The sequence below is a fragment of the Pseudomonas sp. 43A genome, assembly GCF_013363935.1.
In the GTDB taxonomy this organism is placed as follows: Bacteria; Pseudomonadota; Gammaproteobacteria; order Pseudomonadales; family Pseudomonadaceae; genus Aquipseudomonas; species Aquipseudomonas crudilactis.
On sequence record NZ_CP054880.1, the window covers coordinates 2,027,930 to 2,052,203 of the forward strand.

Below are 24,274 nucleotides of genomic sequence, written 5' to 3' on the forward strand. Positions count from 1 at the left end.
CCTGATCGCGGCGCGCGGCTTGTCTCCCCAAGAGAGTAAAAACATGAGCGATTCCCTGCAGCTGATCCTTGAAGACACCGACGGCACGCAACTGCAAACCTCGTGCACCCGCGTCGCGGTCATGTGGCAAGGCAAAGAGCTGTGGATCCAGCAGGACGGCCGTGGCCAACTGCTGATCGGCGTGGACGTTGAAGAAGGTGACGCCGAGTACGCCAACCTGCTGCTGCGCCCATTGGCGACTAATCTGGTAAGTCTGCAACTGGAAATGGAACCGGCTGACGTCGGCGACGACGAAGACCACGTGCACGGCCCGGATTGCAACCACGACCACTAAGGAAACCGCTCTATGCTCGCCCTCGGCAAACTGCTTGAACTGACCCTCGCCGGCCGCGAACCGGCGGAGAAGACTCAACTGACTGTCGAAGGCGTGCGTATGCGCTGGTTGAGCGAAGGTGCGCTGGAAGTCCGGCCGCCCGAAGCACGCGACAATGGCCTGGACCTGCTGCTGTCGGCAGGCATCCACGGCAACGAAACAGCGCCGATCGAGTTGCTTGATCGGCTGCTGCACGACATCGCACGCGGCGATCTGAAACCGCGCGCACGTATTCTGTTCCTGTTCGGCAACCCGGAAGCGATTCGCAAAGGCGAGCGTTTCGTCGAGCAGGACGTCAATCGGCTGTTCAACGGCCGTCATGAACAAAGCAGTGGTTCGGAAGCGCTGCGTGCCTGTGAGCTGGAGCGGTTGGCGGCGAGCTTTTTCAGCAAGCCGGATCGTCAGCGTCTGCACTACGACCTGCACACCGCCATTCGCGGTTCGAAGATCGAACAGTTTGCGCTGTATCCGTGGAAGGAAGGCCGCCAGCATTCGCGCCTTGAGCTGGCGCGCCTGCGCGCTGCCGGGATGGAAGCGGTGCTGCTGCAGAACAAACCGTCGATCGTGTTCAGCTCGTATACCTACGACAAGCTCGGTGCCGAGGCTTTCACGCTGGAACTGGGCAAGGCGCGGCCGTTCGGGCAGAACGACGGGGTGAATGTCTCGCTGCTGGAAACCCGTCTGAAGCAGATCATTGAAGGCAACGAGCCGCAGATGGCGCAAGAAGGGCTGGATGGTTTGCAGTTGTTCAGCGTCGCCCGGGAAATCATCAAGCACAGCGATGCGTTCCGCCTGAACCTGCCGCAGGACATCGAAAACTTTTCCGAATTGGAGGTGGGTTACGTGCTGGCCGAGGATCTGGCCAATACTCGCTGGATCATTGAGGAGGAGGGCGCACGCATCATCTTCCCTAATCCCAAGGTCAAGAACGGCTTGCGCGCAGGCATCCTGATCGTCCCGACCACCGACGAAAACCTCGCCTGACCCCAGTTTCGGTTTCGACATATAACCCTGTGGGAGCGAGCTTGCTCGCGAATGCAATCTGACATTCAACATTTGAGTTGGCTGTCAGTCCGCTTTCGCGAGCAAGCTCGCTCCCACAGTGGAAAGAGTGAGGCCCAAGGCCTCACCCATGGGCTATCAGACCGCTACAGCACGCGGCTCTGTACGACGCAACGCCCGAACTTTCTGCAGCGTATCCGCGCAAGTCCGCGCCGCTTCCTGACCCTTGTGCACAAAGTGCTCAAAGAAGAACTTCTGATGCTCGTCGCCAGCATGGAAGTGATGCGGCGTCAGGGATACCGAGAACACCGGCACTTCGGTTTCCAGCTGCACCTGCATCAGACCACTGACCACCGATTGGGCAACGAACTCGTGACGGTAGATGCCGCCATCCACCACCAAGGCTGCGGCGACGATGCCGGCATAACGACCGGTCTTGGCCAGCAACTTGGCGTGCAGAGGCATTTCAAAAGCGCCGCCGACTTCGTAGATGTCGATGTCCGATTCCTGATAACCCAGGGCAATCATTTCAGCGACGAAGCCTTTACGGCTCTGGTCGACAATTTCCTTGTGCCAGCAGGCCTGGATGAACGCAACGCGCTCGCCGTGTGGGTGTTTGCTTTTGCTGTCGATAGCGGTGGGTTGCATGTTCTGACTCCTGTTTGTGTGAAAAACAGGGCGTTATGAATCGAAAGGGATTCAAGGGTACGCACACGCACAACATCGCGCGGACGGCCCTTTGGCGTTAATCCCGTTCTCTCTTCATCCGGACTATGACCGTCGGCCCCGGGATCACACCGGGTCTGCTGACCTTGCCGCCGCTCACAACCGAAGTCGCATTCGTCGCCAAGCGCTCGCGGGCTATGCGCATTGCGCGCAATTACCGCCGGTGGGGAATTGCACCCCGCCCTGAGAACGTTTTCGCCGCCCTTTCTCGGGCGGCGCAGCGTTTTTAACACATATTTTCCGGCCCTGCACAGAACCTGTGGGAGCGAGCCTGCTCGCGAAAGCAGTGTGTCAGTCAGCAGATGTGTCACTGACAGACTGCTTTCGCGAGCAGGCTCGCTCCCACATGGATGGCGTGTTCTCAAGAAGTAACCTGACCTTTTCGCGCACAAGGGTTGATTAATCCACGCGATGACCGCAGTAATTCCACTTCGTAAAGGGATTTCCCCTGCTGACTTGAGGCCAGGTTCATGAGCGTTATCGATCTTCGCAGCGACACCGTCACCCAACCGACTCCGGCCATGCTCGACGCGATGACAGCGGCGGACACCGGCGATGACGTGTACGGCGAAGATCCGACGGTCAATCGTCTGGAAGCAGAATTGGCCAAGCGTCTGGGGTTCGCCGCCGCGTTGTTCGTGCCGACGGGCACCATGAGCAACCTGTTGGGGTTGATGGCGCACTGCGAGCGCGGCGACGAATACGTCGTGGGTCAGCAGGCGCATACCTACAAGTACGAGGGCGGCGGCGCGGCGGTGCTCGGTTCGATCCAGCCGCAGCCGCTGGAAGTGCAGGCTGACGGTTCACTGGATCTGGATCAGGTCGCGGCAGCGATCAAACCGGACGACTTCCACTTCGCTCGCACTCGATTGCTGGCGCTGGAAAACACCATGCAGGGCAAAGTGCTGCCGCTGGAATATCTCGCCCGGGCGCGCCACTTCACTCAAGACAATGGCTTGCAACTGCACCTCGATGGCGCGCGCCTGTACAACGCGGCGGTCAAGCTGGGTGTCGATGCGCGGGAAATCACTCAGTACTTTGATTCGGTATCGGTGTGCCTGTCCAAAGGTCTTGGCGCGCCGGTTGGCTCGGTGTTGTGTGGTTCTGAGCAACTGATCGGCAAGGCTCGCCGTCTGCGCAAAATGGTCGGCGGCGGCATGCGTCAGGCCGGGGTATTGGCAGCGGCGGGGCTGTATGCGCTGGATCACAACGTCGAGCGTCTGGCAGATGACCACGCCAATGCGCAATTGCTCGCCGAGGGCTTGCGTGAAGCGGGTTTCATCGTCGAACCGGTGCAAACCAACATGGTTTATGTGCAAATGGGCGACAAAGCCGAAGCGATCAAGGCCTTTGCCGGCGAACGCGGGATCAAGTTGAGCGCCGCCGCGCGTCTGCGCATGGTCACGCACATGGACGTCAATCGCTCGCAAATCGAGCAAGTGATCGCGACATTCGTCGAGTTTTCGCGCAAGTGACAGCGTTAGCCGTCCAATTGACCGTTTCTATCGTATAAACACGCTGTACCCCGCGCGCAGGGCCGATATAATGCGGCCCTTTGCCGTCGCTTCGTCTGTTGACGTTTCGAACAGGCCTTTGGCCGCAGCCTCCGTGGAAGAACCTAATGAAAAGCGCAGAAATCCGTGAAGCCTTCCTTCGCTTCTTCGAAGAGCAAGGCCACACCCGTGTAGCCTCCAGCTCTTTGATTCCGGGCAACGACCCAACCCTGCTGTTCACTAACGCGGGGATGAACCAGTTCAAGGACTGCTTCCTGGGCCAGGAAAAACGTGCGTACACCCGCGCGACCAGCAGCCAGAAATGCGTGCGTGCCGGTGGCAAGAACAGCGACCTGGAAAACGTCGGTTATACCGCTCGTCACCACACGTTCTTCGAAATGCTCGGTAACTTCAGCTTCGGTGACTACTTCAAGAAGGACGCGATTACCTACGCGTGGACCTTCCTGACCGGCGTTCTGCAACTGCCGAAGGAAAAACTCTGGGTCACCGTCTACGCCTCCGACGACGAAGCGTATGACATCTGGACCAAAGAAATCGGTGTGCCGGTCGAGCGCATGATTCGCATCGGCGACAACAAAGGCGCGCCGTACGCCTCCGACAACTTCTGGACCATGGGCGATACCGGCCCGTGCGGCCCATGCACCGAGATTTTCTACGATCACGGCGACCACATCTGGGGCGGCCCACCGGGCTCGCCGGAAGAAGACGGCGACCGTTACATCGAGATCTGGAACAACGTGTTCATGCAGTTCAACCGCACCGCCGATGGCGTGTTGCATCCGTTGCCAGCGCCGTCGGTCGATACCGGCATGGGTCTGGAGCGGATCAGTGCGGTGATGCAGCACGTCAATTCCAACTACGACATCGATCTGTTCAAGAACCTGCTGAAAGCTTCGGCTGAGGCAATCGGTTGCGAAAATGGCGATCAGTCTTCGCTGAAAGTCGTGTCCGACCACATCCGCTCGTGCGGCTTCCTCATCGCTGACGGCGTGCTGCCGTCCAACGAAGGTCGCGGTTATGTGCTGCGCCGGATCATTCGTCGCGCCTGCCGTCACGGTAACAAGCTGGGCGCCACCGGCAGCTTCTTCTACAAGATCGTTGCTGCACTGGTTGCCGAGATGGGCGAAGCCTTCCCGGAACTGAAGAAGCAGCAGAGCAACATCGAGCGCGTACTCAAGGCAGAAGAAGAGCAGTTCTCCAAGACTCTGGAGCACGGCCTGAAGATTCTCGAGCAGGACCTGCTGGAACTCAAAGGCACCGTGGTGCCAGGCGACGTGGTGTTCAAACTCTACGACACCTACGGTTTCCCGATGGACTTGACCGCCGACATCGCGCGCGAGCGCAGCCTGACGGTCGACGAAGCCGGTTTCGAACGTGAGATGGAAGCCCAGCGTGTTCGCGCGCGTTCGGCCAGCTCGTTCGGTCTGGACTACAACACTTTGGTCAAGGTTGATGTGGCCACTGAGTTCACCGGTTACAAAGACACCAGCGGTTCGGCAAAAATCGTCGCTATCTATAAAGATGGCCAGTCGGTCGACGTCTTGAATGAAGGCGAAGAGGCGGTGATCGTTCTGAATCAGACGCCGTTCTACGCTGAATCCGGCGGCCAGATCGGCGACTGCGGTTATCTGCAGGCCGGCAGCGCACGTTTCGACGTACGTGACACCACCAAGACCGGCGGCGCGTTCCTGCACCACGGTGTGCTGGATTCGGGCAGCCTGACCATCGGCGCGCCAGTGGAAACTCACGTTGATGCCGAAGTACGTCACGCCACTTCGTTGAACCACTCGGCCACCCACTTGCTGCACGCTGCTTTGCGTCAGGTGCTGGGCGAACACGTTCAGCAGAAAGGTTCGTTGGTGGATAGCCAGCGCCTGCGTTTCGACTTCAGCCATTTTGAAGCGATCAAGCCTGAGCAGATCAAAGCGCTGGAAGACATCGTCAACGCCGAGATTCGCAAGAACTCCGCCGTTGAAACCGAAGAAACCGACATCGAAACCGCGAAGAACAAAGGCGCGATGGCGCTGTTCGGCGAGAAGTACGGCGACAACGTGCGCGTGCTGAGCATGGGCGGCGATTTCTCCGTCGAGCTGTGCGGCGGTATCCACGCCAACCGTACCGGCGACATCGGCCTGCTGAAAATCATCAGCGAAGGCGGTGTGGCATCGGGCGTGCGTCGTATCGAGGCGGTCACTGGTGCTGCGGCACTGGCGTACTTGAATGCGGCAGAAGAACAACTCAAGGAAGCGGCCAGCCTGGTCAAGGGCAGCCGCGACAACCTGATCGACAAGCTGTCGGCTGTGCTGGAGCGCAACCGCCAACTGGAGAAGCAACTCGAACAGTTGCAAGCCAAGGCGGCGAGCGCGGCGGGCGACGATCTGTCGTCCTCGGCACTGGACGTCAAGGGCGTGAAGGTTTTGGCCGCACGTCTGGATGGTCAGGATGCCAAGGCGCTGCTGGCGCTGGTAGATCAGTTGAAGAACAAACTCGGCCGCGCAGTGATCCTGCTCGGCAGTGTCCATGAGGAAAAGGTCGTTCTGGTTGCAGGCGTAACCAAGGACCTGACTGGCCAACTCAAAGCCGGTGATTTGATGAAACAGGCTGCTGCGGCAGTGGGCGGGAAGGGCGGTGGTCGTCCGGACATGGCGCAGGGCGGCGGTGTTGATGCCGGCGCGCTAGATGGCGCATTGGCGCTGACCGTTCCATTCGTCGAGCAGGGTTTATAAGACAGTCCGTGCGGCCCGCAGTCTAGTGGCGGGCCGGGCGGCTGTTCGAGTAATTATTGGGCGCCCTTCATGGGCAGAGGCGGCTTTGAAATGGCTTTGATCGTACAGAAATTTGGAGGCACCTCGGTCGGCACTGTCGAGAGAATCGAGCAGGTCGCCGACAAGGTTAAGAAATTCCGCGATGCCGGCGATGACCTGGTGGTCGTGCTGTCTGCAATGAGCGGCGAAACCAACCGTCTGATCGATCTGGCCAAGCAAATCAGTGGCGATGGCCAACCGGTTCCGCGTGAGCTGGACGTGATCGTGTCCACGGGTGAGCAGGTGACGATTGCCCTGTTGGCCATGGCGCTGATCAAGCGCGGTGTGCCTGCGGTGTCGTACACCGGTAATCAGGTGCGGATCCTGACCGACAGTGCGCACAATAAAGCGCGTATCTTGCAGATTGATGACCAGAAGATTCGCGGTGATCTGAAAGCGGGTCGCGTGGTGGTTGTCGCCGGTTTCCAGGGCGTCGACGAGCACGGCAACATCACCACCCTCGGTCGTGGCGGTTCGGATACCACCGGCGTGGCACTGGCGGCAGCGTTGAAAGCTGACGAATGCCAGATATACACCGACGTTGATGGTGTTTACACCACCGACCCGCGCGTTGTACCGGTCGCTCAGCGCCTGGACAAGATCACCTTTGAAGAGATGCTGGAAATGGCCAGCCTCGGTTCCAAGGTGTTGCAGATCCGTGCGGTTGAATTCGCCGGCAAGTACAACGTTCCGCTGCGCGTACTGCACAGCTTCAAGGAGGGTCCGGGCACCCTCATTACTATTGATGAAGAGGAAACCATGGAACAGCCGATCATTTCCGGCATCGCTTTCAACCGCGATGAAGCCAAGCTGACCATCCGTGGCGTGCCAGACACCCCGGGCGTGGCGTTCAAGATTCTCGGCCCGATCAGTGCCGCGAACATCGAAGTCGACATGATCGTGCAGAACGTTGCGCACGATAACACCACCGACTTCACCTTCACCGTGCACCGCAACGACTACCAGGCCGCACAGACCGTGCTGGAAAACACTGCTCGCGAGATCGGTGCCCGTGAAGTGGTTGGCGACACCAAGATTGCCAAGGTCTCGATCGTCGGCGTCGGCATGCGTTCCCACGCAGGCGTGGCCAGCCGCATGTTCGAATCCCTGGCTAAAGAAAGCATCAACATCCAGATGATCTCGACCTCGGAAATCAAGGTTTCCGTGGTGATTGAAGAGAAGTACCTGGAACTGGCCGTGCGCGCCCTGCACACGGCTTTCGAACTGGATGCTCCAGCCCGTCAGGGCGAGTAAATTCCGTTTCTTGAAGGGCGCGGTCTGACCGCGCCCTTTATTTTTTGAATGGCGCGAGCCCTGAACTGTTCTTTTGCTCGCGCTGGTCAATACTCAGGCATGTAGGGCTACGATCGCTCCGGTTGTAGGTCGGGTGCCTTTTTTTTGCAGACTGTTGTCCCTGAAGTGAATTGCGTAAGGAGAAAGGTATGCTGATTCTGACTCGTCGGTGCGCAGAAAGCCTGATTATCGGTGATGGCGAAATCACCGTGACCGTGCTCGGCGTTAAAGGAAACCAAGTGCGTATCGGCGTCAACGCCCCGAAAGAGGTTGCCGTGCACCGTGAGGAAATTTACCTGCGTATAAAGAAAGAGAAGGACGAAGAACCAAGCCATTAATTTTTATCGATTTTTATGTTTGCAAACGGGGAAAAGGTTGGTTAAGATACGCCCCGTGTTGCGGAGAGCTGGCCGAGTGGCCGAAGGCGCTCCCCTGCTAAGGGAGTACACCTCAAAAGGGTGTCGGGGGTTCGAATCCCCCGTTCTCCGCCATTATTTGCTTAGTACGTCGTAATCTGGCTTTTTCTGTAAGTTGTTGAAATTAATAGAAAAAGTGGTTGGAATAGAGATTAGACGGGCTATAATGCGGCGCAACAAATGCACTCGTAGCTCAGCTGGATAGAGTACTCGGCTACGAACCGAGCGGTCACAGGTTCGAATCCTGTCGAGTGCACCATTTAAGAGTTAGTTACAGCAATGTAAATAACTTGGCTTCAACCAGGTGTGATCTGGTCTAACAAACACAAATGCACTCGTAGCTCAGCTGGATAGAGTACTCGGCTACGAACCGAGCGGTCACAGGTTCGAATCCTGTCGAGTGCACCATTTAAGAGTTAGTTGCAGCGATGCAGATAACTTGGCTTCATCCAGTTGTGGTCTGGGCTAAAAACACAAAATGCACTCGTAGCTCAGCTGGATAGAGTACTCGGCTACGAACCGAGCGGTCACAGGTTCGAATCCTGTCGAGTGCACCATATACCGAAAAGCCCGCGTTTAACGCGGGCTTTTTGCTGTCCGGGATTTGGCTTTTCCTTTCACGCAGCCCCTCTCATCAAAATCGACTTGAGCACTTCTGCCTCGCTTGAGGTCATAGCGATAGCTCGTCGTCGATGTCCGAATATTCACCTTGTCCGGCTTGCCCAGCGCGCTTTCGACATCCTGCTGGCTCATTCCGGCAATCACGCGTTGATTGATGATCGCTTCGCGACGTTGTCTGGCATCGATCAGGTTTCCACACGGGTCTTCGGCGGTGCCAACAACGCCAGGTTCGCGTCCTTTGATTTTCATGCCGGATATTTCTTCGTGGTTGTGTTCCGGCATCACTGCCACAACTGACCCGGGCATATAAGGATGGACTTCCTGCACGGACAGCTGTTCGCCGCTCGCGCAGCTCATGCTGGTGAAGGTGATGCTGCCGTCGGTAGCTTCGCAGCGATGAAGGGTGGTAGCGCCCCCGGCAGGCGGGAGGAAAAGCAGGCAGGTGAGTAAAGGCAGCGCTGATTTCAATGGCATTCGACGTCCTCCATGACGATCTACGCTGAAGGGTAGTCGCTACATTTTTCATTGCCGGTGTGTTTTCTTTTCAGGATGAGTCGTCGCATTTGCAAGGATCAGGACAGTGCTCAGGTTTGTTTCGCAAGCGCTTGTTTCGGCCGTGATTTTTTAACGTTTAAAACCGTCAGGCGGTGTATCATTGCGCCCGTCAGCCCCGCCGGGGCTTGTGGAAAACCTCCATGGACTTACCCAGTAGTTACTCAGTACCCCGTTTCACCAATCATGAATTGACTGATTGATCCTTCCGGCGTGCCCCGCTGCTGGGAGTGGAGTTCGCCTATGTCTGAAATCGAAGTAAAGAAAACACAGGAAAGCCTGCAGGATCGACTGGCGCAAGTCGTCGAGCTGCTGCAGCGTCAGCGCGTCGTTGAAGACCTGACTCATCGCCAGGAAGGCGCGCATCACGACCGGGTTGAAAACCTGGTTCACCGGCAAAATCTCGTCGAGTTGCAACGCAAGCTCGATGATCTGCACTCCGCCGACGTCGCCTACATTCTTGAAGCCTTGCCGCTGGACGATCGTCTGACGCTCTGGCAACTGGTCAAGGCCGATCGCGACGGCGACATTCTTCTCGAAGTATCCGATTCGGTTCGTGAAACGCTGATCGCCGACATGGACGATCACGAGCTCCTGGCTGCCGCCAAGGACATGGACGCCGACGAACTTGCTGACCTGGCCTCCGAGCTGCCGCGAGACGTCGTCCATGAGCTGATGGAGAGCCTCGATAACCAGCAGCGCGAACGTGTCCGTTCGGCCTTGTCGTATGACGAGGAGCAGGTCGGTGCGCTGATGGACTTCGAGATGGTGACGATCCGTGAGGATGTCAGTCTCGAAGTGGTTCTGCGTTATCTGCGGCGTCTCAAAGAGCTACCCGGTCATACCGACAAGCTGTTCGTAGTTGATTACGACGGTGTGCTCAAAGGCGTGCTGCCGATCAAGCGTTTGCTGGTCAACGACCCGGAGAAGCAGGTGGCCGATGTCATGGCCAGCGATCCGGTGAGTTTTCACCCGGATGAAGACGCCTACGACGCCGCTCAGGCGTTCGAACGTTACGACTTGATCTCGGCCCCGGTGGTCGACAAGAACGGCAAGCTGATCGGCCGTCTGACCATCGATGAAATGGTCGACTTGATCCGTGAGGAGAGTGAAAGCGAAGTCCTCAACATGGCGGGTCTGCGTGAAGAGGAAGATATTTTCGCTTCAGTATGGAAATCCTTGCGCAACCGTTGGGCGTGGCTGGCGATCAATCTGATCACCGCGTTCGTCGCGTCACGTGTGATTGGCCTGTTTGAAGGCTCGATCGAGAAGCTGGTAGCGCTCGCCGCATTGATGCCCATTGTGGCGGGTATTGGCGGTAACTCCGGTAACCAGACGATCACCATGATTGTTCGCGCCATGGCGCTCGACCAGGTCAGCACCGGTAATACTTCACGTCTGATGCGTAAAGAACTGGCAGTCGGGTTGATTAACGGTCTGGTCTGGGGTGGCGTGATCGGCGTGGTCGCTTATCTGCTTTACGGCAGTTGGTCGCTGGGCGTGGTCATGACGGCCGCGATGACGCTCAACCTGTTGCTCGCGGCGTTGATGGGGGTGTTGATCCCGATGACTCTGGCCAAGATGGGCCGCGACCCGGCCATGGGTGCCAGCGTGATGATCACGGCAATGACCGACAGTGGTGGCTTCTTCATCTTCCTGGGGTTGGCGACAATCTTCCTGCTCTGATCCGCTTAAATGAAAAGCCCGCCGATTGGCGGGCTTTTTTATGCGTGTAGCTTTATCTGTGCAGCCCTCAAATCGCAGGCAAAAAAAAGCCAGCAATCATGCTGGCTTGAGGTGTTCGGTACGGCTCAGGACGCGTCTGCGGCCATTTCAGCGTCGTGGGCGATCAAGGACACCAACGCGTTCTGCTGACGGTGGGACAGCTGACGGAAGCGTTGCAGCAGCTCGCGCTCGTGAAGCGACAGCTCCGGGCTGTCCAGGCGCATGCTCAGCTCTTCGCCCAATGCACCTTCCTGAATAAGACTCTGCTCAAGGCGCGCAATGATCTCGGAGTTCATGCTGCGATGATGATTGCGAGCCACCTCGGCAATGCGTTCACGCATTCCGTCTGGCAGACGTACGACGAACTTGTCAGCCGTACGGCTGGAATAAATTGCCTGTTTCAATGGGCGCATATATTTAACCGGTTAGTTCAGGGGAGCGGTTCTCGGGATTGGCCGCAGGATGTGTGGTAGGACAAGCATCCGCGCCAAATGGTTCAACCTGAATTGTTAAGAGGCCGGCATCATGCCTCAAAATTGCCAGATCATTGGCGTCAATTCTGTGACAAATATTGATCCGGGTAAAGGCGTAATGCCAGCACCAATTATCAGAAATGCGGACTGGTTGGAAAACTTTACCTTGGCCGGCATCTCTGACCGCTTCTTCATGCAGATCAATTGATGTCCGAAGACCTCGGAATGTGCATGCTATGCGGGTTTCATTCCTTTGTTCCTTACCTGTACAGGATAGTGGCAATTTGCCGATTTACTAGGGGCAGACACGTCCCCGAGGGCTTTTTCAGGATGGATGGCAGGCTTATTTATCTCATGGGACCGTCCGGTTCAGGCAAGGACAGCCTGATCGAGGCCGCGCGTGAGCCATTGCGGGCGAGGCATTGCGAGATCATGCGTCGGGTGATTACCCGATCAGCGGAGTCGGTGGGTGAGGATGCCATCGGCGTCACGCCTGAAGAGTTCGAACGACGTCAGCGCGCCGGCGAGTTTTCCCTGGCGTGGCAAGCCAATGGCCTGGCCTATGGCATTCCCGGAGAAATGGACGAATGGTTGCGTGCGGGGCGCGATGTGCTGGTGAACGGCTCGCGCGCCAATCTGCGTCAGGCGATGGAAAGCTACCCGACGCTGTTGCCGGTTCTGCTGACTGTCAAGGATGAGGTCTTGCGCGAACGCTTGTTGCGCCGTGGGCGAGAGACGCTGGAGCAGATCGACGCCAGGCTCGCGCGCAACGCGCTCTTCAAGGACAGGCGATCAAGCGACGCACCGGTGCACTTGATCGATAACTCCGGCGACCTGACGGCCGCCGTTCATCAATTGCTTGAGCTGATCCGACTCAACGCAACACCGGATCAAACTTGATCCGGCGGCCGGCAACCAGTGCCAATACGAACAACACCGCAAACACACCACAGCCAATCAACGGCAGGGTGATTTCGGTTTCCTCGAACAGCGCAAAATGCACAACGCCACTCAATAAGGCGAGGATCAGAAATCCTGCAGCTGACTTGGACATGCTGTACTCCTGAAGATATTTCAAAAAACCAGACGTTCGCCAGCGTCCGCCGGCAGTGCCTGCCCAGGTTCACTGACGGTTTTACGGGTGATGCCGCCCTGATCATTCAGCACTGCCAACTGCGGCGCCTTCTGCACCTGCAAGTAATGCGGCATGCGCTGCGCCACCGATTCCGGCGCAGCACCCTGTGGGGCAAAGTGGAAACCCAGCAGAACCGCCAGGGCGGCTGCGTTTGCGAGCAAGAGGGTGCTGTTCATGGGGCGCTGCTCCGATTGTTCTTCTATGGAACAGGCAAAGCAGCTGTCGTGCCAACAGTCTAACCGCTGTTAAGTCCTTTAAAAACAAGCATTTGGAAGGGTTTTTCCAAGGAGTCGGGTTGCAATCTGCAATGATGGCTTTTTGGGGGAGTGCAAAATGCACGGTAAATCTTCCCACAGCATTGCAGGACGCCTGCCTACACTTAAAAAGCCCTACGGATGACATGACAAATCAGGGCCTGGCCGTTAACATGCACGCCGTCCGTCGCGCCGTCTCTGGCCTCGACAACTCAGTGTCTCAGTAGCTCAATTGGATAGAGCATCCCCCTCCTAAGGGGAAGGTTGGCAGTTCGAACCTGCCCTGGGACACCATATTTTCTGGGCCTCTTAGGCCGACCGGTTGTAAGCTTACTTTCCGCGTGACAGCAGGGTGACAGCAAGTGTTATCAAAGAGCTCCAGTCAGATCGATCTGATGGGGCTTTTTTTCGGAAATGGGGTAATTGGTCATGGAAGAATTCAGCAAAGTCGTTTTGACCGCGGTTACCTCGTCTCTAGGCACCGCAGGATTGATTGCGATTCTGGGCTGGCTCTTTAGGGTTTGGATTGGTGAGCGCCTCAAGTCTTCACTTAAGCACCATTACGATCAGCAGCTTGAACAACTCAAGGCCGATTTGAAGGGGCAGGGGGAAGCGAACCTTACCCATCTAAAGTCAGAAGTCGACCGTCAAGCTGAGCAGCTTCGAATAGCTGCATCATCTTTTTCTGAGGTACAGAAGGCGACGATCGTTCGCAAAATCGAAGCTGTCGACGCTCTTTGGGTAGGTGTGCTTCACGCTCGCAGGGCCTTCCCATCGATAATAGTAATGACCGACGCGCTCACGAGGTCGGAAATCCTAGATCTTTACAATGGTGAAGCTAGGTCGGAGCTTCTTACTTTAAAGTTTGGGATGATTACAGAGTTTTTTGGGGATCTTCCAAGGTATCGTCCATATCTAGGAGAGGTGGTATGGGCGCATTTTGCTAATTATCACGCTCTCCTGAGTCGTATCGTTTATCTGTTTGTCCAAGGTAAAACGGATCAAACCAAAATGATTTGGTACGAAGATGAATATATAAATCAGCTCGTCCGGAGAGTATTTGGTGAAGAAAAATTTACCGAGTTCGAGGGCTTATTCGGCAGCCGATTGACTTGGATGCATGGTCAGTTTGATTCGATGTTGCTTCAATCTATTGACCACCTGCTCAGCGGCAAAGCGTTCGGCGCGGAATCGTTGGCTCATGCTCAGTACACGCTTGGACTTCTATCTTCAAAGGCAAGCTGAATCTCTAATACGCAGCACGGTGGTAGTTGAGCAATTGGCGTGCCGAGCAGTAGCGCGTATGCCGAGGCCGGCGCCCAGCAGTTCTTTCACCCGCTTGTGCAGCTCCTCATCCACCGGCCGCCCCTGGTACTTCCCGGCGGCCCTCGCCTTCTCAATCCCTTGGGCCTGCCGCTCGCGGCGCTGCTCGTAATCTTTGCGAGCGATCGCCGCCATCATCTCCACCAACATCGAGTTGATCGCGCCCAGCATCCGGCCAGTGAACTCGTCGCCCTTGGTGTCTTGCATTCCCTGGTGGCTTGTCGGTAGGTCGAGCGCGACGATGCGCAAGCCCTTGGAGTCGATCGCAGCCTTGAGCTTATGCCAATCTTCCACAGGAAGGCGTGAGAGGCGGTCTATCGACTCCACCAGCAAGACGTCACCCTTGCGCGCATCTTTGAGCAGGCGCAACAGCTCAGGCCGATCTGTCGAGGCGCCGCTGGCGCTCTCCAGGTAAACACTCGCGATCACCTTGTTGTGGTCAGTGGCGAATTGCTCAAGCGATGACCGGGCGCGGCCGGCGTCCTGCTCTTCGGTTGATGCTCGGAGATATGCGCGGATGAACATGATGTGCTGTCCGTATCAGTTAAGATGTTCTACTAATACTGTTGCACTTTGAGTGTTACTTATCAAGCAGGGAGGGCGAATAAACCCGAATTTGCGCGTATCAGCTCAGGCATACTCAAAAGGACGGACCAGCGGAAAAGGCGGTGACAACCGCCCCTTCACAGCTCAAACCTTAAACTCCAACCTGAATTTTTGTTTTTGAATTTGTTTTGAATCTATTTCCAGAAATTGGAGATTGGTAGATATCTTCGTCTAAGAAACGGAGGAGTTCCTTTAGCCTACGCTTGTCTTCAGGAAATGTAAGTTTGTGCTGTTCCCCAAACTCTTCTATATCTACAGTTATTCCGAAGCCCGCTGCAGCGGTTCTAATGTCGCTAGGGGTGCAGCGCTCAAGAATTCCCTCTTGATTTATAAAGGTTACTTTTTTGCGAATCCAATTGTCTAGATTGGCATTGAGCCATTCCTCATTGAATCCGTGAAATTTTTCCGCGTTAAAGAAATTATTAACCTCTTCCTGGGTGCTTTCGTGGTAGTAAGCATCCATGTCAAAAAGCCTTCGTACGTTGTGGAGGCTAACAAAACGCAACTCGGCTGGGTCGGTGGCAGCGCTATTCTGACTTAGAACAGCTGTAGGTTTGTTGTCTAGTGTCATGCCCACGCCGGTCAAACGACGAAATGTATTCTGATCGTAAAATAAAGAAAATCTACCTGCGGTAATAGCTTGTCGTTTATCGAACGCCTGTAACATAACAGTCGTTTTTCCATCTATAGTCACGCCCGCGAAAAGCGCCTTTACCGTTGACAGCCCTTCCTCTGTTGGCTCCCAGATGCCTATGTCTTGGGGGCTGCGTACGGCTGACAAGACCCCGTCAATGTCATCGAAGTTTCGAATGATAAGTAACTCGTCATCGAGTGGTCTGTAACGTGCGTCAAAATCAATTTCTTCCTTGTCTGTCGTGAAGAAGTTGATTTGGCGGCGAACCTCGATTTCTAAATCGTCTTGCAAAGGCGCGGTTGTTATAACGCGCAAAATTCGTGGCGTGGTTTGAAGTAGTACGAATAAATCCATTTCATTGCTCCTTGCTCGCATCAAGAACTGTATGAGAGGTTACATATCGCACGTGAGTTACTTCGGAGGGGACGTGTATTTTTGATCTCGTGATCAATAAGAGGTTTGCGCCGTTGCTCAATTGAATTTCAAAAAACTTGTAACCGCATAGCGCGAGTATGGGGTTTGCATAGGAGGCTTTTGAAACCCAGATGAAAACAAAAAATGTCGCTGCAAAAAAAGAAAATGTGGCGGCGTCTACGAAGTAAGATCCACCGCCAAGAATCGGGAGCATGTATGCGACGAAATATCCTGAGATTTCTTTGTCTGCTGGCTTGGTAGAACTCACTGTTATTGTGGTTCGATTAAGTCGTTTTGAGCTAGCAACTATGATCTCTAAACATATACCGCAAAGAACCAGCGAGACTGCGGCGATTAGTAATGCTTTCAGGCAATCTTGTTGTACTTTGTAAACTAAGAAAGCCAGCGTCAATCCAATCGGCGCAATGGTGGTCGCGACAAGTGCAAATTTCATCAAAAAACCTAGCATTCAGCGATCCTTGAGCTGTGGGATTTCCGTGCATTTGAAAATGCGCTAAGTCGTAATGATAGATCCTTGTTACTGGTTTTATGTACAGTGTTTTTTGCCGTTCGTCCGTATTCCGTAGGTTGACGGTAGGTTTCATTTGAGAGAAGTCAAATGCTGAACGCCTATGTTTTGTCTTCGGCATAGATCGAGGCCGAGATAATCATTCCACCCCACCGGCGTTCGCCGATGCAGATCGGCACCGGGTTGCCGCTCGCCGTAGTGTTCTTTGCGCTGCCGAATGCATAGGACGGAGCGTTATCAGGGGAGCTACTTTGCTTCAGGCCAGTAGCTTGAGGGCTCAGCATCTGGATGACTCCGCCGGCTGCGAGTGCAATACCTGGTGCCAGGGTCGCGCCGTTCGTTACGGAGCTCATGGCGATCAAGACCACGCCAAGTACAGTTTGAAACAGACCTGCACGCTTGCTCCCTGCGATTACCGGGACGATCCGGATCTCCTGAGCGCCCCCCATCTTCAGCTCGCGCTCGCCGATATTCTTGCGGTTCTGGAACACTGCGAATTCGAGACCTTTTCGTTTGGCATCTGCGAGGTACTTTGCAAACCCAGGGTGATTGACGTCGATCGCTTTCACAGCTTCCCGCGTGTCGCCGGTGGAGAGTTCGTAAATGTGTTCACGCCCGAACAGCTTGCCGGCCGATCCGCTCAGCAGGATTCGGGTTTTGGTTCCGTAGTTGGTGGTCATAGCCATGGTTTACTCCTTGGCGCCCTGGGCGCTGTTGTTGGGTACCGAAACACCCAGTCGGATGGCGAGCAGCGAGCGCGAAATATGTGCTTGGTCGACGGTCACCTGTTCGTGGCGTGGGTCGTAGTTCCAGATCCGGTCATAGATCCCCTGGTAGGCCCTGGCACCGCGGTAGGTGCCGCGCAGAAGATCGGCCGATACCCGGGCTTCATCCTCGGTGAAGAACGGCCCGTCAATGGTCACCTTCTGGCCGTCGCGGACGTGCTGGACATCCCACACGACGTAGCCAGAGTCAGGGCTTTGCTTCAGCGTGTAGGGTGCAAAGCGGGTTGTCTTGCACGCCTCCGCGAAGCGTTCCTGGTAAGTGGTCAAGGTATTTGCTCCCAGTTGGCGGCCGCACCGTGACGGCCGCAAGTCGAACCGCTTACGCGGCTTCGGATTCTTCCTCTGCGGCTTTTGGCCTGCTTCGAGCTGGGATCTTTTCCAGCCAGGCGCGCAGAGCTTCCGAGCCTTCACAGCCGGATCGCCATTTTTCGAATCGACCTGCGTAACCAGTTGAGTTCGCAATCATTCCACTGAGCGACACACCAACCTGCGAAGTGGTGGCCAGCACATCGTCGTAGACGGCCAGCATTTGACGGAGAGCGTCGATGTCATCTGCGCGAGAGGCGGCGATGCCCGCCCGGGAAAGGCTCGCTGCTGCTTCAGAGTTGAGGCCAGAGAGCATCGGATTTGCTCTTAGCACTGCTTCGACGATATCGAAGTGACCACCCTGGCGCGCTTCTGACATGAGGTTGCGGCGTTCTTCCGGACTGAGGCTTCGCACAAGGGCTCTCAGTTCTTGGTCTGCGAGAAAGCCTGCGATATCGCTACTCGCGCGCGGAGTGACAGGAGAGAAGCCTTGGGTGACGGTTTCGGCCAGGGTGAGCATATCCTTCGCGACCGACTGCATCGCGGGAAGGAGGGTGTCTGTCACGCCTGCGATTTTTTCTTTGCTCAAGCGCTCGATCGCGGACGAGTTGAAATCTTTGTTTTCCCGGATCGAGACGATCTCTTCGCCGAAGTCTTTGAAGGTCTCCAGCGCCAGTGTTTGAAGCTGGCGAGCGGACTTCATCAAACCGCCGGCTTGCCATACACCTTTGGTCCCGTCCGGACGCTGGATAGAGAAGGTGTGAGACTCAATGCGGGAGTGCTCGTATTCGGAGTAGTGGAGGTTGGCCAAGCCGACCTTGAGAACTGAGCGTTTGCCGATTTTCATTGCGTTACCTTTGGATTGTTTGGGATTGGAGTCGGGCGGTCGGAGCACGTAGAGGCGTTGAGAATTTCGAGGAGAGACGTTTCCCCAGCAGCGGCGCCGCCGACGGCTTCGGCACTCAACTCGTCCATCAGCTGACTGATCTGCCGAACGTCGCTGCTAAACTGGGAGTCGCCGGCGGTCTGCTTCAGGCGGGCGATTTGGTTACGGATGTTCATTACGCGCCTCCACGATCCGCTGGTATTGCTCTGCAGCGTGCTGCTCAACCGAGACACCTTCAGGAGGCCAGGTAACGATCCAAGCCCCTTCCTCGGGCGCGGCGCGCATATCGAGAATGCCGACTTGAGCTGTCCGGCCGGCGCGCTCAATTTGTCGAGTGTGAAGAATGATGGCTTTCGCCATTTGCTCACCCTGGTCGCTATCCATCTCTGCGAAGGGGAAGAAGAGCGATACGTTTTGCCCTTGAATTCGATAGTCGACCTGGTGCCCAGCGGTTTTCGGAAAGTCTTCTTCCGCTTGGGGCTCTCTGGTATTTGCTCGGATCACCGCGAGCACAATCAGCAGCACTGTTTCATCTGCGGCGCCGATCTTCTGGGCGATCCTTTGCAGTTCTGCTTTCAATGACTTGATGCTCATTGCTGCATTCCCTCCATTTGCGTTCGGAGTTCTTCGACGGCCTTTTGAAGCTCTGCGACCTCGATCACTCGGGCGACGGCGCCCAAGCCTTCGATGAGCGATTTGCCTTGGTCGGGCGCGAGTTGTCCGCCGGCAACGGCACGCATGATTGATTTGGCTGCGCTCGGTAGGTCCGTATCGTCGAGTTCAAATTGCACCGGCTCGGAGGTCGGTTTGATTGGTGGGACAAGGCGTTCAAGGATCAGTCGGCAGGCTTGCATATCGCCCTTCTTGGCAGCCGCGAGCACCTTCTTCGTAACTGCGTCCGCACCCTCGGCAAGTCGAGCTCGAAGCTCCTGTGTTTGCCCGGAGCGCCCACCTGGGTTGCCTGACTGCCCGGGCTTCCATTTCCCGCTCTTGTCGCGCTCAGTCATGCGGTGGGAGATTCCATGGCAATGACCGGTTTGTTTTCCGCAAGCGCGATGAGGAGGGCGGATGCCTGGATGCTTCCTTCGCTGGCAGCGTCGCGCAGGCGACCCCACGCCGCGGCTACCTCTGAGCGAGTCGGTTTGTGTTGTCGACCTCGAGCGGTCTTGGCTGTGTTCATGGGATGGCCTCAAGTGGATTTGAATTGGCTTCAAACCCACATTAGGCATGATCTGATCTTATATCCAGTGTTTTTTGGGTGCACCTCATGTGCTACACGTAACAGGACGGAATGGGACTGAAATAGTTGGTTTTGCTGGTAGAGAAGGGAGGATTTTTGTTGCAGTAAGTTGGCGACAGCCAAAGTGATACACGGCTGAACTTTCAGCCCAGTCATTCATCCTGCAATGAAGGTTGGGAAATTGCCGTGGAGTGGCGGGACTTCCTCAACTTGAGGAACACCCCCCAATGGCGGAAGTTGAGCGATCCAACCCCCGTTGGGGGCTGGACCTGACCTCCCATTTCGGTATGGCAGGTGTCGCGACACGTTTTGCGAATTATGAAAACGTGTCGCGTACTCGATGCGCTCAGTTTTGAGCACATCTTCCCCCAGCGGGGTAATACCCCGGATATGAGGGGGGTCGAACTACCGAGAAATCCTCGGCAGTTCGCGGACAGGGCAAAGTGAGAAAATCCCACATCTGTATGAATGGCCCAAAAGTGAGCTAGTCATTTCGTAAATCGAGTCTCTAGCACCTGGCCAGACGCTTCATCGATCCGGCAACTGCAGCCAGCAAAGTTCCCAACCCACAGCGGCTCCTCGCTCGTCACGTCGGTATAGGCATCAATGGCCCCCATCCTAATATCTGGCGCGCGCCATAAAAGATTGCCGGAGCGGTCATAGCAGAAGAGGTTTCGAGCAGGGATATCCCTCTCAAAGGCCATCCAGTCGAATATCACCATCACTCGCTCGTTGATTAGCACCGCTTGAAGGGCGGGATGTTCACCGTCAAAGCTTATGCCGTTGCCGAATATCTTTTTACCGCTGACGTTGAGTTTCATGCGTTTTCATCCTGCCCACTGGCATTACCTCAGGCGAGGTTTCCACCATATCCGGAGATGCGTGTTACCTGTTCCAGCCTGCTGTCAGGATTAGTGAACGTTACTGGTTTTCAAGGAGTCGAGGTAGGTACTGAAGGGCTGTCACGTCTCGTTCTCTGAAGTATGTCGCAGCCTTTTGGGGTAGCCAGACTTGGTGAAAGTGAGCTCGGAAGTCTCCTAAAACCTCATTTGGATAGAGTTTTGGATAGACGACCCGTCCATCTTCAAATTCGTGCCGATATGTCCCAAGAGCATCAGTGTCGATTCCTTTCACATCTCTCAGCCATTTGCAGAACATTCGGCCTTCGGAGATATCCGGTAGCAAGCGATCCGGTAACGAGTAGCCCGCGTCCTCCATAGGACCGATTAGCGCAAGGATCATCTCGTTAAGCATAGAGAAATGGGTGTAGGGAACCGCGCCACGGTTGGCCATGTATCGTTTCATGTGATACGGCAGATTCTGTGGCTTCGCTTTATCCGCAAGCCATTCACGCACCCAGATTGCGACGGCCACAGCAAATTTCGGCGAGCACCATTGCCCCAGGTTGAGCGCCACATCCGGATGCACCCATGTTCCTCGGGTCTCATTAGGGCCATTCATAACGGTGAGTACAAGCTGGTCGGCGGGAATCCCCGTTGACCTTGCGAGCTCGTCCAAAAAGTCATTGGTAACCTTCAATCTCGAGTAGTCGTAGAAAGACTTCCCAGAAGCGTTACACATGGCGGTGGCGTTTACGTAGCCGTCTGCTGTCCGTTGATGGATGAGGGCTCCATCTACACGGCGCGGGATGAGGTCAAGCTGTACTTCCATACGGCAAACTCCGTTATTAGGTCCGAGTGGATCCAATCGGACAGGCAGAGTGCCACCATAACTGCATTTGTCTAATTTGGCCTATACCCTTTGGTCTAAGAAGGAGGGAACCAAATGCTTACCCACTGGATTTTTGTGATGTTTATCGGCGGTCAGCCGGTCATGACAGAGCAGAGGGCTTCCGAGTCTGACTGCAATCGGATGCTGGTGCGTCTTGTCACGGCGGCGCGAGCCCAGGGTAAGGACGCGATCGGTGCCTGCTATCTTCGTGCAACGTCAGATTAGGGGTAGCACAGCGAGACCAAAAACGTCTCAATAAGATCTAAACGTCACACACTGTGTCTATTACGCTAGGGCGCTATCAAAGTGTTTGAACGATGAGGACGATTCTTGTAAAGCTAGGTTAGCATAGTTTTACCCCTTTCTTGTTTATGAATCTACCGTACTTAGATTAAAGTGTGACTACGATGATCATGCTTCTAGATATCAACTTTTGAGGTTGTAACTCATTAAAGGTCAGAGCTAATATTCTGACCCTTGGTATGGCTGTGAGATTGCTTTGATTTTAATTTTGACTTGCGGGTGTGATTTGATCAAAAAAATCAATCAGCCGAAATGCAAGATCAGCTGCGTTATTTATAGCGAGCGGGTGGTCTTCTTGTTGTTCTTTGTTGTCCAGTAGGTCTGATATCCCGCGAATCAGTATTCCAGGAATGCCGGTTTCATTCATGGCAGCTAAAAAACCAAAGCCTTCCATTTCAATTGCCAATGCATCAGCATAGGTTGTAGCAATGGTCGTTGCTGATCTACCACCGGTACTTCCTACTAGTTTTTCTCCGCACGCAATTGGTTTAAAGAACGTTTCATAAGGTTTTTCTATGCCCCTGTCTCGAGTTAGAAAAGCAGTCGCCAAAGACTCTGCTTTTGGAGAAAGTCCAAAAATGCGAGGACGCGGTAATAGTTTATATTCAGTTTCTTTGCCTGATTCGTAGTTGTATACAAGGCTTGCCACAACTACACTTCCTATTTTTGCCTCTTTGCGGCCACCTGCGATTCCGCTAAATATCGTTAGATCTGGTCGCAGTAGTTCTAAAAGTCTCGAGGTGTTAATTGCGGATTTTGTGTTGCCAACACCGACTGAGAACAAATAGATATTAAGGGTGCCACTTGAGGTTTCGTATAGTCCGCGGGTTACGATGAAGTCGCCATATGATACAGGCGTTGGGTCTATCATGCGCGCGTAAAACGGAGCGGCCTCTGATTCAAGAGCAGTGATTATAAGGAGTATACGATCACCGCGACCAGCTGTTTCCCTAGTTTGCATTTCTTGTTCCACTTCAATCCATTGCGTAGGCGATAGGTCGAATTCAGCAGCTGTTTGCTGCCAAATTAGTTTGGATGACATACTATGTAAAAATCTTTTTTCAGGTTTTTTGAAGTAAAACGACAAATCTGCGATTGATAAGCTGGTTAAGGTTGATAATGTCTTTTTCTCAATCATCCTCTCAGTGCAGGCGACCAGCTCGAGAGTGTTGCTTGCTGCCAAGAATCTGCGTGTGACAGTTTGGTCAAATTTCAATTCGTCAGGAATAACCGCGAGGATGCCTTGACGATCAATTAATAGTGTTGAGTCGTCACTTTGTAGTGGGCTATTCTTATTCGTCACATGCTCCACAGTGATTGCAGAGGGATTTCTATGTCTCGTGAGAAGCTGAACTAACTGGCGCGTATTAGGAAGTTCATTGTGCGCCCCTGTAATGCAATTGCAGATGTAGGTTTTTGGCCAGTCCGCGGCAGGCTTGAAATTTTTCTTTTGGGGGCTCTTGATGAGCCCTATGATGGACAGAACTAGATGCTTTAGCGATTTGTCATTACGAAGTATGCTAAGTTTTAATATGTCTGTGTTTTCATCAGTTGGCAGTGCTTGTCGCTCAATTTCCATTGCCAGTAATTTTTTGCCATACAGGCGGAATCTGAAGTTAAAAATAATTCCAGATTCAATATTTTTAAATGGAAATTTGCTCCCGTCGAATCCATATTTTTTGCAACAAACACGGAGTAGATCGTAAAATCGATTCGTGCAGTGCAAGGTTTGAGGGTTAAATGCAAATTCGGTTCTACCGCCTAAGGTACGAATGAACGACTTACCAGTATCAGCATTAAATATAGTTAGCAGTGACGACAGGCTCTCTTCTGGAAGATCTATCAGAACCTTCCATCTCGTTTGGATTATCGCCATAGGTCGGGGAGACTGGGTTCGAACCAGCCGATAACGTAAAACGCCATAGCGCCCATTGCGCCCCCCCTATGACAAAGAAAACATTTGAATGTTATCGACTACGTTTGCCTGTTACCAGTGTAGAAAAGTATTTTTTACTCGAATTCGCGTTTTTTTGTATCCACCCATTTAGAGCTTCAGTGTGAAAGCACGAGCCGAGCCTGGTCACTTTTTTAGCCTGATAATCGAACCAGAAAGTATTTCACCCAGGTCTCCCATCAGCAAGGTTGGGAGCTCAGTTCCGGATCTGTGAGATAGATGTGAGCAAAAGTCCGAGCATCTCCGGGGTGCAATTTTTTTGCACCCTTCCTCTTGCGTGACTGCTAACGATGATCCATTATTGGCCTGTCGTGACTGCTAACGGAGGTTGTTGTGAAGAAGGAAGAATCGAAACGCCCACTATCTGCGGCCGATCGCCAGAGGATCTACAAAGAGCGTCAGCGCGAAGCTGGTTTTAGGCAAACAACCGTATGGATTCACGGTGAAACAGAGGAGGAGGGCAGGCAGGCAGCCCGAGACGGCAAGCCACTCAAGCCGATGGAGTCGAAAGACCCTCTGAGCTGGGCAGCAGGTTGGATCAGCGAGAAGGCTAAGCAATAACCGGCGGAATATTTTGCCGATTGAATCGATGGCTCTGTTTTGAGCCATCACAGAAAAGGTGCCAAGCCGCTGCGTCAACAGCGGCTTGGCGATCACACGACGTAACTAAAGGGA

27 protein-coding genes, 5 tRNA genes and 1 riboswitch are annotated in these 24,274 nt (G+C 54.6%); of the genes, 15 read left to right on the top strand and 17 right to left on the bottom strand.

Translation table 11 applies throughout. The features are described 5' to 3' along the window. Positions 1 to 43 precede the first annotated feature (43 nt). On the top strand, positions 44 to 334 hold the full coding sequence (locus tag HUW52_RS08925) for a hypothetical protein (RefSeq protein WP_016983958.1): 291 nt from the start codon (positions 44 to 46) through the stop codon (positions 332 to 334). Between the two features lie 12 nt (positions 335 to 346). Beyond that, on the top strand, positions 347 to 1,357 hold the full coding sequence (gene astE, locus HUW52_RS08930; RefSeq protein WP_175553437.1) for a succinylglutamate desuccinylase: 1,011 nt from the start codon (positions 347 to 349) through the stop codon (positions 1,355 to 1,357). A 156-nt stretch (positions 1,358 to 1,513) separates the two neighbouring features. Here astE and HUW52_RS08935 read toward each other — a convergent pair whose 3' ends face one another. After that, a complete protein-coding gene (locus HUW52_RS08935) occupies positions 1,514 to 2,023 on the bottom strand; it encodes a 6,7-dimethyl-8-ribityllumazine synthase (protein ID WP_175553438.1) in 510 nt (169 codons plus the stop codon). A gap of 101 nt (positions 2,024 to 2,124) precedes the next feature. Beyond that, positions 2,125 to 2,296: riboswitch (FMN riboswitch) on the bottom strand. 275 nt (positions 2,297 to 2,571) lie between these two features. On the opposite strand from HUW52_RS08935, the gene ltaE reads away from it, so the two are divergent. From ltaE to HUW52_RS08975, 8 genes are all read left to right on the top strand, one after another. Continuing rightward, the gene (ltaE, locus tag HUW52_RS08940) at positions 2,572 to 3,576 is read left to right on the top strand and encodes a low-specificity L-threonine aldolase (RefSeq protein WP_175553439.1); all 1,005 of its coding nucleotides are present in this window, start codon (positions 2,572 to 2,574) and stop codon (positions 3,574 to 3,576) included. A gap of 146 nt (positions 3,577 to 3,722) precedes the next feature. After that, on the top strand, positions 3,723 to 6,341 hold the full coding sequence (gene alaS / locus HUW52_RS08945; RefSeq protein WP_038366539.1) for an alanine--tRNA ligase: 2,619 nt from the start codon (positions 3,723 to 3,725) through the stop codon (positions 6,339 to 6,341). A 90-nt stretch (positions 6,342 to 6,431) separates the two neighbouring features. Beyond that, positions 6,432 to 7,673 carry an aspartate kinase gene (locus HUW52_RS08950; RefSeq protein WP_008086083.1) on the top strand — a complete coding sequence of 414 codons (1,242 nt, stop codon included), beginning with the start codon at positions 6,432 to 6,434 and terminating at the stop codon, positions 7,671 to 7,673. A 188-nt stretch (positions 7,674 to 7,861) separates the two neighbouring features. Further along, a complete protein-coding gene (gene csrA, locus HUW52_RS08955) occupies positions 7,862 to 8,050 on the top strand; it encodes a carbon storage regulator CsrA (RefSeq protein WP_002554426.1) in 189 nt (62 codons plus the stop codon). Between the two features lie 62 nt (positions 8,051 to 8,112). Further along, positions 8,113 to 8,203, top strand: a tRNA-Ser gene (locus HUW52_RS08960). 107 nt (positions 8,204 to 8,310) lie between these two features. Next, a tRNA-Arg gene (locus HUW52_RS08965) sits at positions 8,311 to 8,387 on the top strand. A 72-nt stretch (positions 8,388 to 8,459) separates the two neighbouring features. After that, positions 8,460 to 8,536: transfer RNA gene (locus tag HUW52_RS08970), tRNA-Arg, on the top strand. Positions 8,537 to 8,608: 72 nt separating this feature from the next. Next, positions 8,609 to 8,685, top strand: a tRNA-Arg gene (locus HUW52_RS08975). Positions 8,686 to 8,704: 19 nt separating this feature from the next. Here the strand turns inward: HUW52_RS08975 and HUW52_RS08980 are convergent. Further along, positions 8,705 to 9,223 (bottom strand): hypothetical protein, encoded by a 519-nt coding sequence (locus HUW52_RS08980; protein ID WP_016983963.1) that lies wholly within the window; start codon positions 9,221 to 9,223, stop codon positions 8,705 to 8,707. 321 nt (positions 9,224 to 9,544) lie between these two features. On the opposite strand from HUW52_RS08980, the gene mgtE reads away from it, so the two are divergent. After that, positions 9,545 to 10,987: a magnesium transporter gene (gene mgtE, locus HUW52_RS08985; RefSeq protein ID WP_016983964.1), complete on the top strand. Its 1,443-nt coding sequence runs from the start codon at positions 9,545 to 9,547 to the stop codon at positions 10,985 to 10,987. 125 nt (positions 10,988 to 11,112) lie between these two features. On the opposite strand, the gene HUW52_RS08990 is transcribed toward mgtE, so the two are convergent. Next, on the bottom strand, positions 11,113 to 11,439 hold the full coding sequence (locus tag HUW52_RS08990; protein ID WP_003178899.1) for an Arc family DNA-binding protein: 327 nt from the start codon (positions 11,437 to 11,439) through the stop codon (positions 11,113 to 11,115). Between the two features lie 390 nt (positions 11,440 to 11,829). Between HUW52_RS08990 and phnN the strand changes: the two genes are divergently transcribed. Further along, on the top strand, positions 11,830 to 12,399 hold the full coding sequence (gene phnN, locus HUW52_RS08995) for a phosphonate metabolism protein/1,5-bisphosphokinase (PRPP-forming) PhnN (RefSeq protein WP_175553440.1): 570 nt from the start codon (positions 11,830 to 11,832) through the stop codon (positions 12,397 to 12,399). Here the strand turns inward: phnN and HUW52_RS09000 are convergent. After that, the gene (locus tag HUW52_RS09000) at positions 12,374 to 12,553 is read right to left on the bottom strand and encodes a PA3371 family protein (protein ID WP_016983966.1); all 180 of its coding nucleotides are present in this window, start codon (positions 12,551 to 12,553) and stop codon (positions 12,374 to 12,376) included. The genes phnN and HUW52_RS09000 overlap by 26 nt on opposite strands. Positions 12,554 to 12,573: 20 nt before the next feature. Next, a complete protein-coding gene (locus HUW52_RS09005) occupies positions 12,574 to 12,810 on the bottom strand; it encodes a hypothetical protein (RefSeq protein ID WP_016983967.1) in 237 nt (78 codons plus the stop codon). A 295-nt stretch (positions 12,811 to 13,105) separates the two neighbouring features. Here HUW52_RS09005 and HUW52_RS09010 point away from each other — a divergent pair. Together HUW52_RS09010 and HUW52_RS09015 are read left to right on the top strand one after the other, a co-directional pair. Beyond that, positions 13,106 to 13,182: transfer RNA gene (locus HUW52_RS09010), tRNA-Arg, on the top strand. 135 nt (positions 13,183 to 13,317) lie between these two features. Further along, positions 13,318 to 14,133 carry a hypothetical protein gene (locus tag HUW52_RS09015; protein ID WP_175553441.1) on the top strand — a complete coding sequence of 272 codons (816 nt, stop codon included), beginning with the start codon at positions 13,318 to 13,320 and terminating at the stop codon, positions 14,131 to 14,133. Here the strand turns inward: HUW52_RS09015 and HUW52_RS09020 are convergent. The 12 genes from HUW52_RS09020 to HUW52_RS09075 form a co-directional block, all read right to left on the bottom strand. Next, on the bottom strand, positions 14,119 to 14,736 hold the full coding sequence (locus tag HUW52_RS09020) for a recombinase family protein (protein ID WP_175553442.1): 618 nt from the start codon (positions 14,734 to 14,736) through the stop codon (positions 14,119 to 14,121). The two genes, HUW52_RS09015 and HUW52_RS09020, sit on opposite strands and share 15 nt — an antisense overlap. Positions 14,737 to 14,908: 172 nt before the next feature. After that, a complete protein-coding gene (locus HUW52_RS09025) occupies positions 14,909 to 15,805 on the bottom strand; it encodes a hypothetical protein (protein WP_175553443.1) in 897 nt (298 codons plus the stop codon). 1 nt (position 15,806) lies between these two features. Beyond that, positions 15,807 to 16,334 (bottom strand): hypothetical protein, encoded by a 528-nt coding sequence (locus HUW52_RS09030; protein WP_175553444.1) that lies wholly within the window; start codon positions 16,332 to 16,334, stop codon positions 15,807 to 15,809. A gap of 161 nt (positions 16,335 to 16,495) precedes the next feature. Further along, positions 16,496 to 17,080, bottom strand: coding sequence for a tail assembly protein (locus HUW52_RS09035; protein ID WP_175553445.1), 585 nt, complete (start codon positions 17,078 to 17,080; stop codon positions 16,496 to 16,498). Positions 17,081 to 17,083: 3 nt separating this feature from the next. Then, entirely contained in the window at positions 17,084 to 17,446 is a 363-nt protein-coding gene (locus HUW52_RS09040) for a hypothetical protein (protein ID WP_175553446.1), read from the bottom strand. Positions 17,447 to 17,498: 52 nt separating this feature from the next. Beyond that, a complete protein-coding gene (locus HUW52_RS09045) occupies positions 17,499 to 18,332 on the bottom strand; it encodes a hypothetical protein (protein WP_175553447.1) in 834 nt (277 codons plus the stop codon). Continuing rightward, entirely contained in the window at positions 18,329 to 18,547 is a 219-nt protein-coding gene (locus tag HUW52_RS09050) for a hypothetical protein (RefSeq protein WP_175553448.1), read from the bottom strand. The genes HUW52_RS09045 and HUW52_RS09050 overlap by 4 nt, the downstream gene beginning before the upstream one ends. Further along, positions 18,534 to 18,965, bottom strand: a complete 432-nt coding sequence (locus HUW52_RS09055) for a hypothetical protein (protein ID WP_175553449.1) — start codon at positions 18,963 to 18,965, stop codon at positions 18,534 to 18,536. Before HUW52_RS09055 ends, HUW52_RS09050 begins: the two co-directional genes overlap by 14 nt. Continuing rightward, positions 18,962 to 19,378, bottom strand: coding sequence for a DUF5681 domain-containing protein (locus HUW52_RS09060; protein WP_085730375.1), 417 nt, complete (start codon positions 19,376 to 19,378; stop codon positions 18,962 to 18,964). The genes HUW52_RS09055 and HUW52_RS09060 overlap by 4 nt, the downstream gene beginning before the upstream one ends. A 721-nt stretch (positions 19,379 to 20,099) precedes the next feature. Continuing rightward, positions 20,100 to 20,432, bottom strand: a complete 333-nt coding sequence (locus tag HUW52_RS09065; protein ID WP_077574169.1) for a hypothetical protein — start codon at positions 20,430 to 20,432, stop codon at positions 20,100 to 20,102. A 100-nt stretch (positions 20,433 to 20,532) separates the two neighbouring features. Next, the gene (locus HUW52_RS09070) at positions 20,533 to 21,282 is read right to left on the bottom strand and encodes a KilA-N domain-containing protein (RefSeq protein WP_077574168.1); all 750 of its coding nucleotides are present in this window, start codon (positions 21,280 to 21,282) and stop codon (positions 20,533 to 20,535) included. A 565-nt stretch (positions 21,283 to 21,847) separates the two neighbouring features. Further along, the gene (locus HUW52_RS09075) at positions 21,848 to 23,521 is read right to left on the bottom strand and encodes a 5'-methylthioadenosine/S-adenosylhomocysteine nucleosidase (RefSeq protein ID WP_175553450.1); all 1,674 of its coding nucleotides are present in this window, start codon (positions 23,519 to 23,521) and stop codon (positions 21,848 to 21,850) included. Positions 23,522 to 23,932: 411 nt separating this feature from the next. Here HUW52_RS09075 and HUW52_RS09080 point away from each other — a divergent pair, with 411 nt between their 5' ends. Beyond that, on the top strand, positions 23,933 to 24,160 hold the full coding sequence (locus HUW52_RS09080) for a hypothetical protein (protein WP_175553451.1): 228 nt from the start codon (positions 23,933 to 23,935) through the stop codon (positions 24,158 to 24,160). Positions 24,161 to 24,274 lie beyond the last annotated feature (114 nt).